7 protein-coding genes are annotated in these 10308 nt (G+C 64.2%); 4 read left to right on the top strand and 3 right to left on the bottom strand.

The annotated features are described in order from the left end of the window. Window positions 1–190: 190 nt before the first annotated feature. Together GEV06_08120 and GEV06_08115 are read left to right on the top strand one after the other, a co-directional pair. Complete coding sequence (locus GEV06_08120; GenBank protein ID MPZ17860.1) at window positions 191–1609, top strand: rhamnulokinase; 1419 nt, start codon at window positions 191–193, stop codon at window positions 1607–1609. After that, a complete protein-coding gene (locus tag GEV06_08115) occupies window positions 1602–3857 on the top strand; it encodes a bifunctional rhamnulose-1-phosphate aldolase/short-chain dehydrogenase (GenBank protein ID MPZ17859.1) in 2256 nt (751 codons plus the stop codon). Before GEV06_08120 ends, GEV06_08115 begins: the two co-directional genes overlap by 8 nt. A 31-nt stretch (window positions 3858–3888) precedes the next feature. On the opposite strand, the gene GEV06_08110 is transcribed toward GEV06_08115, so the two are convergent. Continuing rightward, window positions 3889–5025: a substrate-binding domain-containing protein gene (locus GEV06_08110; GenBank protein ID MPZ17858.1), complete on the bottom strand. Its 1137-nt coding sequence runs from the start codon at window positions 5023–5025 to the stop codon at window positions 3889–3891. Window positions 5026–5442: 417 nt separating this feature from the next. On the opposite strand from GEV06_08110, the gene GEV06_08105 reads away from it, so the two are divergent. Further along, entirely contained in the window at window positions 5443–6237 is a 795-nt protein-coding gene (locus tag GEV06_08105; GenBank protein MPZ17857.1) for a DUF1080 domain-containing protein, read from the top strand. A 34-nt stretch (window positions 6238–6271) separates the two neighbouring features. Next, the gene (locus GEV06_08100) at window positions 6272–7471 is read left to right on the top strand and encodes an alpha-hydroxy-acid oxidizing protein (GenBank protein ID MPZ17856.1); all 1200 of its coding nucleotides are present in this window, start codon (window positions 6272–6274) and stop codon (window positions 7469–7471) included. Window positions 7472–7531: 60 nt separating this feature from the next. On the opposite strand, the gene GEV06_08095 is transcribed toward GEV06_08100, so the two are convergent. Next, a complete protein-coding gene (locus tag GEV06_08095) occupies window positions 7532–9214 on the bottom strand; it encodes a solute:sodium symporter family transporter (protein ID MPZ17855.1) in 1683 nt (560 codons plus the stop codon). A gap of 12 nt (window positions 9215–9226) precedes the next feature. Next, a complete protein-coding gene (locus tag GEV06_08090) occupies window positions 9227–10135 on the bottom strand; it encodes a tetratricopeptide repeat protein (protein ID MPZ17854.1) in 909 nt (302 codons plus the stop codon). Between the last annotated feature and the right edge of the window lie 173 nt (window positions 10136–10308).

Genomic DNA, 10308 nt, shown 5'->3' with positions numbered 1-10308 from the left:
GCGTATCCTGGTGGCGTTGGCCAGGGGCTGGTCTGGCGCGGCGCAACAAATCAGCGTCTCAGCCAAGGGCGATCCCGTGGAGAGGCGTAGCCGGGCCGTGGGAGCATCGGCGGGTTTTCGCGGCTGAAGGAAGGGTGGCGTGAGCGCTCATTATCTTGCGTTCGATCTCGGTGCCGAGAGTGGCCGAGCGATGCTCGGCCGACTGCAATCGGGCGTCCTCGACGTGCGGGAAATCGACCGATTTCCCAACGAGCCGATTCGGCGAAACGGTTCACTCCGCTGGGATATCCGGCGCTTGTGGGACGAGATGAAGCGGGCGCTGGATGGGGTGTCCGGCATGGGGCTGGAGAGCGTGGGGCTGGATACGTGGGGTATCGACTACGCGCTCGTGGGACAGGATGGCGAGCTGCTCGAGGAGCCCTATCACTATCGCGACACACGCACCGAAGGCATCATGGAGGCGGTGTTCGAACGGGTGGCGCCCGAGCGGATCTATGCCGTCACCGGTATTCAATTCCTGCCGATCAACACGCTGTACCAGCTCTATGCGGCGTGCCGTTCCACGCCGGCCGTCATTGCCGCCGCCCGCGCGCTGGTCACGATTCCGGACCTGCTCAACTACTGGCTCACGGGTCGACTCAACTCGGAGTACACGAACGCGACGACCACGCAGTTCGTCGATGCAACGACGCGCTCTTGGGCTGTAGACTTATTGGCCGATCTCGAGCTGCCCACACAGCTCCTCATGCCCATCGTCGAGCCGGGAACCGTGATGGGACCGATCACCAAGGATGTCTCCACGACGGTCGCTGGCATACCGGTGGTCGCGCCAGCGTGTCACGACACGGCTTCCGCCGTGGCATCAGTGTGGGGCGGAGGCACCACGGCATTCCTGAGCTCGGGGACCTGGTCCTTGCTGGGGACCGAACGCGCCGCGCCGCTGATTACGCCGAAGGCTCGGGACTTGAACTTCACCAACGAAGGCGGTGTCTGCGGAACGACGCGCTTGCTGAAGAATATCGGCGGCTTGTGGCTCCTGCAGTCGTGCCGGCGGAGCTGGGCGGCGGCGGGACAGCGCTTCGACTACGCGGAGTTGATGGCGGCTGCCGGTGAGGATCAGCATGCGTTCCTGTCGCTGTTCGACCCGGATCACCGGGCATTCCTCCATCCGGAGAACATGGTATCGGCCATTGCGCAATACTGCCGCCAAACAGGACAACCGGAGCCGTCGGGGCCACCCGCGTACACGCGATCGATTCTCGAGAGCCTCGCGTTCAAGTATCGCGTCGTCCTCGAGTCGCTCGAAGAGATCACGGGAACGAGGTTCGACGAGATCCGCATCATCGGCGGAGGCTCACGGAACCGGCTGCTCAACCAGTTCACCGCCGATGCCACAGGCCGGACAGTGGTCGCGGGGCCCGTCGAGGCCGCTGCCCTGGGGAACATCGCCATGCAGATGCTCGCGACGCAGGCGGTGGCCTCCCTCGACGAGGCCAGACGCGTAATCGACCGGTCCTTCCCGGTCGAGCGGTTCGAGCCATCAGCATCGGAGCGGTGGGAGCCACACTATCGACGCTTTCAAGAGTACGTGGAGTTCATGTATGTCTGATACGCTCACGAGCGAGACCAAATTTCTGCAGGACCTATGGGAGGATGAGCAAGCGGCGGCCCTCGAAGACCGCCCTCTCGAGCTGTTGCGCTATCGCTCGAATCTGCTTGGCGCCGACTTGCGCATCACGAATTTCGGCGGCGGCAACACGAGCTCGAAGTTCCAGCTACCCGATCCGGTCTCCGGAAAGCCGGAGCGTGTGCTTGCGGTCAAGGGCAGCGGCGGCGACCTCAGGTCGATCGGCGCGTCCGGGTTTGCGATCCTCTCGCTCGACCGGCTCGAGAGCCTGATCTCACGCTATCGCGGTGAAGCGCACGAAGACGAGATGGTTGCGTACTATCCCTTGTGCGCGTTCGGCGAGAACCGTGTGGCCGCCTCAATCGACACTCCCCTTCACGCCTTTCTGCCGTTTCCCCATGTCGATCACCTCCACCCGGACTGGGCGATCGCGCTCGCGGCGAGCGCAAACGGTGAGCGGAAGCTCGCGGCGTTCAACGAGCGGTACGGGCGCCGGATCGTGTGGGTGCCGTGGCAGCGTCCCGGCTTCGAGCTGGCGCTGATGTTGCGGCGCGCCGTCGAGGAACACCCGGGATGTGACGGCATCGTTCTGGGGAGCCACGGCTTGTTCACCTGGGGCGATTCACAGCGCGACTGCTACTGGAACAGCATCAAGACGATCGACCAGATGGGCGAGCTCATCCAAGACCACGCGCGACGTTCCGAGCGGCCCATGTTCGGCGGGCCGGCAGTGACCGCAGCATCCGATCGCGAGTCACTGAGAGCGGCTGTGCTGCCGTACCTCCGGGGTCTCGTCTCTTCGACGCGGCGCGTGATCGCCCACGATGACGATTCGGACGATGCGCTCACCTTCGCGAGCTCACAGTGGGCCGCAGAGCTGTGCCAGATGGGCACGAGCTGTCCAGATCACTTCCTCCGGACTCGCATCTGTCCACTGTTCATTCCGTGGAATCCTGCAGAAGAGGAGCTCCCCGCGTTGAAGGCGCGTATCCTCGAGCGTCTCGAGCGGTATCGCGAGGACTACGTCTCATACTACCGATCGTTCGCGCAGCCTGACTCTCCCGCTCTTCGAGACTCCAATCCTTCGGTCGTCGTGATCGCGGGGCTCGGCGTGTTTGGGTTTGGCAAGAGCAAGCGCGAAGCCCGCATCACGACGGAGTTCTTCCTCAACGCGATTCACGTCATGGCCGGCGCCAACGCCCTGGAGGCGCACGCAGGCACGGAGGACACGGCGGCCCTAAAGGGTCGCCCTGCCAGACATCTGCCACAGGCGCGGCACGCCGACCAGGCGAGCGAGTTCAAGAGCTTCCACAACTACGTCGCGCTCCCGAGGTCGGAAGCGTTCCGCATCGAGTACTGGGCGCTCGAAGAGGCAAAGCTCCAGCGCATGCCGCCCGAGCGCGAGCTCAGTCGCAAGGTGGCCCTCGTCTTGGGTGGTGCTAGCGGCATTGGCCGCGAGGTGGCGCTCCAGATTGCCAGCCGTGGCGGTCATCTGGTCATTGCCGATCGGGACGCGGCTAGCGCGGAGGCGGCCGCTCGGGAGACGGCGGCGCTGTCGTCCGGCGAGATGGTCGCCGCGGTGCCGCTGGACTTGGCGTCGCGCGAGACGATCGCATCGGCGCTGCGTCAGGCCGTGCTGCGCTTCGGCGGCTTCGACATCGTCGTGAATACAGCGGCCATCTACCCCACGCCAGACCCCGATGCCAACGTGGAAGAGGTCTGGAGCCGGGCGTTGCAAATCAACGTCACGAGCAACTACGTGCTGGCGGAGGAAGCAGCGAAGGTCTTGAAGGAGCAGGGCCTGCCGGCGACGATGGTCTTGACGAGCTCGGCGAACGCGATCGTCCCGAAGCGTGGGAGTGAGGCCTACGATGTGAGCAAGGCCGCCATCAATCATCTGATCCGGGAGCTGGCCATCGGCTTGGGGCCGCTCATCCGCGTGAATGGCATCGCGCCGGCGACGGTCATCGAAGGGTCCGCGATGTTTCCGCGTGATCGCGTGATCGTAGCGCTGAAAAAGTACGGCATCGCGCACACGGAAGACGAATCGACCGAGAGCCTGCGCGGGAAGCTGGCGGCGTTCTATGCGCGTCGTACGATTACGCACCAGCCGATTCTTCCGCGGGATTGCGCAAACGCGATCTGCTGGCTGGCCGGAGACGACAGCGCCAAGACCACCGGCCATGTGATTCCCGTCGATGGCGGTCTGCCCGAGGCGTTCCTGCGCTGAACCGGAAAAGGGGGACAGTCCCCTTTTCCGGTTACGCCGGTACCATGTGCATCAACTCGTCATTCGGATAGATATGATCGACATTGTCGGGCGTGACCAACTGGTGCCTGACGAATACGGCTGGCGGGATCGGTCGTCGGTGCAGGATATCGAGTGCCACCCCGACGATGGCTGGACCGTAGCGCTCGGGAAAGTACGCGACCGACCCAATAAGGCGGGTGTCCGGTTCGCGCAACTCGTCGCGTCCTTCCGGTGAGGCGTTCTGCCCCATGATCGCGCAGCACTCGGTACGGCCTGCCTCTTGAAACGCGCGCAGGGCGCCCAAGGCGCTCGGATCGTTGATGGCGCCGACCAGCAGACGACGCGCCCGCGTGGTTCGCAAGTGCCGCCGCATGGCTTCGAAGCTGGTTCCGAGCTTGCCATCACCATCGAGATATGTGACCCGGCAGCCTTCGAGTGACGGACAGATGTCCTTCATCCCCACCAGCATCCCGGTCAGCCGCATCTTCGGCAAGCTGCCGGCGCGTGGCAACGCCATCAGCAGGATCTCGTCCACCTCGGCGTGCCAGCGATGTTTCGCCCACCGACCGAGCTGGCGCCCACCCATGAGACCCGCCTCGTAGTTGTTCGCGCCGAAGTACGTGGCACCGGGGTGCGGGATCTCAATGGCAATCAGTGGAATGTTTGCTTCCCGATACTTCGCGGCCACGATCGGCGCGACGTACTCGTCGGTCTGGAACTCGATCACGAGATCGACCTTCTCGCGGACGAGCACGTCAGCGTTTCGGAGCGCCGTTTTCGCGTTGTAGCAGTTGTCGACGGAAATCAGCTCGATGCCTTCCGCGTTCGCAGCGCGGATCAACCCTGCCGAGACCTCCTTCGAGAACTGATAGTCGGTGCCTTGCGCCGCGTACCCGAGCCTGTGGAGCTTCTGTTTGAACGGACGCAGACACGATCGATACAGGTTCTCGCTGACCTTCTCGACCATGCCGCATCGCTCGAGCGTGTAGAGGAGCCGGAACGCCATGCTCTTGGGGAGCTCGCTTCGGGCGGTGACCTCACGCAGAGACAATGCCTCGCCGGGCGAGCGAAACGCCGACAACAACTGAGACGAGTGCACGACTGACTTGACCAAATACCGATCCCGCGCAGGCGATTGGCTGGTCATACCCGTATCACTTCCTGCCGCTGCCGCCGTCGGCAGCTTCGGCGGGGTCATTGCTGACATCCCACATCCCTCCTGCTATGGTGCGGGACAATTTTGTCACGTCGCCGCCGGCGGGGAAACAGAAGACAGTTCGCGCGCACGTGTATCGCACTGCGAAATGGACGAAGCCGGGTCCTGCGGGATGGCGGCGCACGAGAAAACCTCGTGATCTGGCGCGGCAGACCGCACCAGCTTGGGGATTAGGTGCAACAGTATACGCGCGGCGACGTTTCTCTACGTAAAATGCGTCCAACCGATGAAATACGCTTTGAAGCGACCTTGCCGAGGCGGTATCGTGCACCGCGGGGGGACCGTGGAGGGATGGTGATGCGCACTGACCAGAGGAAAACCGCTCCGAGGATATGCCCACGCCAGGTGATGCGAGCCGCGACTGTTGCGGCGGCAATTTGCGCCGCTGGAAGCTCTGGCGGGGCTGCCCCGCCGTTACCCCTGGTCCATGAAACCACGTCACCTGCGGTGCGCACACAGCCGTCCGCGCCCGACGCCGAGCCGCTCGCGCTCGACGACCACACGGGGTTCGAGCCGATCTTCGACGGCAGCAGCATGAACGGATGGGATGGCGACGCCTCCTTTTGGCGAGTCGAGAACGGCGCGCTCGTCGGGGAGAGCACCGCCGAGAATCCAGTCGAGCAGAACACCTTTCTCATTTGGCGCGGCGGCGAGCCAAAGGACTTCGAGCTGAAAGTCGAGTTCCGTCTCAGCGCGACCAACAGTGGCATCCAGATCCGCAGCGCGCAGGTGCCGGCCGGCGGTGACGTTGGCAAGTGGGTGCTAGCGGGCTACCAGGCAGACATCGACTTCGAGAACGCCTACACCGGGATGATCTACGAGGAGCGCGGGCGTGGCTTTCTCGCGCGGCGCGGCCAGGCGGTCTACGTGCCGGCTGGCGAGGGTGCGCGTCCGCGAATCGTTGGCAACCTGGAGCGAAGCGCCGACGAGCTCAAGGCAATCATCAAGACCAGCGACTGGAACCATGTGCACATCATCGCGCGTGCGAACATGATCGTGCAGATCGTGAACGGGCAGGTGACGAGCCTACTCGTGGATGACGACGCCGAGAACCGGTCGCTCGGCGGATTGATCGGCTTCCAGATGCACAGCGGTGATCCGATGAAGGTGGAGTTCCGCAACATCTACCTGAAAACTTTCTAGCACGGCGCGCTCGGCGAGCGCGCCCTACCTCATGATGTCGCTCGATAGCGGTCCCGCGCGCCGGGTCTTCCCTCCGCGCGTCGTCAATATCGATGATCTGCGGGCGCTTGCCAAGCGCCGGCTGCCCCGCGTGGTCTTCGACTACATCGATGGCGGCGCCGAGGGCGAGGTGACGCTGCGCGAGAATCGGCGGGCCTTCGAGACGGTGACGTTTCGGCCGCGCCATGCCGTAACGGTGGCGAGCTGCGATCTTGGAGCAACGGCTCTGGGCACCCGCCTGAACGTGCCCTTCCTGCTGGCGCCTGTGGGCAGCACCCGCATGTTCTATCCGCGCGGCGAGGCAGTGGCCGCACGCGCCGCGGGCGAAGCCGGTACGGCGTATACGCTCTCCACGCTGTCCGGATGCACGCTCGAAGAAGTCAGGGCGGGATCGACCGGACCGCTCTGGTATCAGCTCTATTTGGTCGGTGGGCGTGACGTGGCCCAAGCCGCCATTGAACGCGCGCGCGCGGCAGGATTTTCGGCGCTCGTCATTACGATCGATACAGCAGTTGCCGGGCTCCGTGAGCGGGACGTGCGGAACGGCAGCCAAGAGCTGCTGAGTGGCAACATCGTGTCCAAGCTTCGTTATGCGCCGCAGCTGCTCGCGCGTCCGCGCTGGCTCACCGGCTTCCTTCGCGATGGTGGGCTCATGCAGTTTCCCAACGTCGTCATTCCGGGGAAAGGCCCGATGTCGTATGCGGACGTCAGCGTCGCCCTCGAAGAAGCCGCGGTGACCTGGAGCGATTTGAAATGGATCCGTGAGGTGTGGAAGGGGCCGCTGGTGGTCAAGGGCGTGCTCACCGCCGAAGATGCACGGCGCGCCATAGACGAGGGGGCGCAGGGCATTGTCGTATCCAATCACGGTGGCCGCCAGCTCGACGGCGTGAGAGCCACCCTCCGTGCGTTACCGGAGGTTGCCGGGGCCGTCGGCGGGAAGGCGGAGCTGTTTCTCGACGGTGGGATCCGTCGCGGGACCGATATCGCGAAGGCGCTATGCCTTGGCGCCAGCGCGGTCCTCATCGGCCGGGCGTATGCCTATGGTTTGGGCGCGGCGGGTGGCGCGGGAGTGGCGCGCGCGATTCAGATTCTCCAGACGGACCTTCTGCGCACACTCAAGCTGCTCGGCTGTGCCTCGGTTGCCGAGCTCGATCGTTCGTACGTCGACGTGCCAGCGGACTGGAGTGGACGCTAAAAGGAACCGGGTACGTTTTCGACCCCGAAAGGTACCCGGTTCCTTTTTCGTATGATGCAATTATCCCGTCCCGCCCGCAAAGGCGATGTAGATCAGCGCGACGAACAGGCAAAGTGCAGCGCCGTAGCCCTTGGCTCCGGACCAAGGCGTCATCTCCACATCGCCGGAATACTGCTGCTGCCAGGGTTGCGGAAGCGGTCTGAGGGATGTAATGGCCAGCATTACGGCGACCAATACGACGAACGCGAGGCCCAGGAAGTGGAACTCGTGCATGACGTCCGGGGCGAGATACCGATACCGCGTGACCCCGTCGCTGACCTCCTGGCCGAGCGGCACGAAGTAGCCGGCAGCGATCAGCGCGAGCCCGAGAATCAACGCCGTGTTTGCCGCAAGTGGCGGCGTGCGCCGGTTGAGCATTCCGATCACGACCACGCTCAAAATCGGGATGAAATACAGACCGTTCATCTTCTGGAGGTACGCAAAGATGCTCTCGGTTTGCGCCAACCACGGCGCGATGAGCATCGAGACGATGGCGATGATCCATCCGACGATCTTGCCCGCGCGGACCAGCTGATGATCATTCGAGTCGCGGTTGATGAACGGTTGGTATATCCCGTAGCTGAAGATCGTCGTGGTGCTGTTGAGCGCAGAGTTGAACGAGCTGAGGATCGCGCCGACCATGACGGCGGCGAAGAAGCCCACCAGGGGCCAGGGCAGAACGTCGCGGACCAGTGTCCCGTACGCGTAGTCTGCCCGCACCCCTTGCTCGGCGTACAGCTGGTAGGCGACGATGCCCGGGAGCACGAGATAGAGCGGGCCGAGGAGCTTCAGCGCGGCGCAGAGCAGTACGCCCTTCTGCCCTTCCCTGAGGGAGTTGGCGCCAAAGGTTCGCTGAATGATCTGTTGGTTGGTGCACCAGTAGAAGAGATTGAGCAGGATGATCCCAGTGAACACGGTCGCGAAGGGCACCGACGAGTCGGGTCCTCCGATCGAGTCGAGGCGCGCCGATTGTTGTGAGTGAATGAGGCGGAGCCCCTCGACCACTCCCCCATCGCCTTGCAGGGTGCCGACCGCGGCGAGGCCGAAGTAAGTCATCAGCAGCCCGCCGATCAAGAGCCCGATCCCGTTGATCAGATCGGAGACCGCGACCGTCCGCAGCCCGCCGAACAGCGCGTAGCAGGAGCCGATCAGTCCCACGAGCCAGACCATCAGCCACAACACACAGGTGTCCGCGTCCACCCGCAGACCGAGGAAGGTCACCGCATCCCCCGAGATCCCGAGGAGCCCTTGGATGTCGAGCATCTGGCTCAGTCCCGCCGCGCCGGTGTACAACACGATTGGCAGCAGGATCACGGCGTACGCGCTGAGAAAGATCACGTCCGCGATCGTGCGCGTCACCGCGTCGTAGCGCTCGCACAGGTACTGCGGCACCGTGGCGATCCCGCTCTTGAGAAACCGCGGCAGGAAGAACAACGCCATGGCGACCAGCGCCAGCACGGCGACGACCTCCCAAACCATCACGGCGAGCCCATCGTTGAAGGCTGCGCCGTTGAGCCCAACCATCTGCTCGGTCGAGAGGTTGGTCAGCAGCAGAGAGCCCGCGATGAACGGTGCGGTCAGGCGGCGGCCGGCAAGGAAGTAGCCGATTCCGGTGAGGTGATCATCCTGCCTGGTCAGCCGCCAGGTTGCCACAGCCACGAGGGAGGTGAAGAGGGCGAACGTGAGAAGCGTCAGGAGTTGCAATGGTAGGCCCCGTCACCGCCGCAAGCCGTAGGGCGATGGCATGTCGTCGGCCTGCACATCCTTGAACTTCGCCAACGTCTGCTGTGCCCGCTGCTCGTCGCCGATCTTCGCGTAATAACGGGCTAGCACGTAGTACGCCGACGCGTAACCCGGATCGAGGCGGATTGCCTCCAAGAGAGCGCGCTCGACGTCGGCCGTCGGCCCTTCGCGAAGGAGCGCTTTTGCGTACTCATACTGCCCGTAGGGAAGCTCTGGATCGGTGCGAACGGCTCGATAGAGCCAGCCCAGCCCGCGCTCGATGTCACCCTGATCCACCAAGAGCCGGCCAAGGTCCACGTGGGGCCACACGTAACGAACCCGAAGCCGCTCGATCGTCGCGATGGCATTGCTGAACAGCTCGCGTGCCCGGTCCGGTTGTCCCATGACCTCAGCGACGAGACCTTCGTAGTAGCGCGCCTTGTAGTGGTCCGGGCTGAGGGTGCTCGCTCGCCCGAAGGATGTGGCAGCTTCCCGATACCGCTTCTGCTCGTAGAGGTGGCGCGCCAGATGATAGTGCAGGTCCGCCTCCTCAGGGGCGAGGGCCAGCGCCTCTCGGATGTGGGTCTCGAACTGTGGCGCATCCCCAAGGAGGTATTCGGTCACCGCCAGCAGCTTGTAGAGCGGCGCCTGTCGCTGGCCCGCTGCCAGCGCGCGCGTCGCGAGATCGCGCGCGCGCAAGAGGTCGCCACGCCGGAATGCCTCCACGGCGCCCGCCATGAGGGCGTCGGTGGGCGCTGACAGCGGCGCGAGATCCGCAATCGAGGAAGGATCGGAGGCGTCTGGCACGCGGGGCGGTGCTTGCGCGGCCTGAAGGGCACGAGTAACCGAAACGGCAAGTCCCAGCGCTGCCAGACTTGTTCCGAAGAGGACGCGGTGCCACACTGTGTGAGCAGTTTCAGGTGACAGAGAATCAGGTGTCAACTGGTTAATGTGGTCCAGGCGATAGGCATTCGTATTGCACTGAGAAACACGGGTCCCTTCCCCGCCCTGGCCACGCCATTCGCCGGGTAGGCCACAAGGCTGTTGAGAGAGGGCCGTGCGGCCTGCGAGTGTCC

The sequence above is a fragment of the Luteitalea sp. genome (genome assembly GCA_009377605.1).
GTDB lineage: Bacteria > Acidobacteriota > Vicinamibacteria > Vicinamibacterales > Vicinamibacteraceae > WHTT01.
Note: the sequence above shows the minus strand (reverse complement) of the source record. Positions and strands in the feature narration are given on the sequence as shown.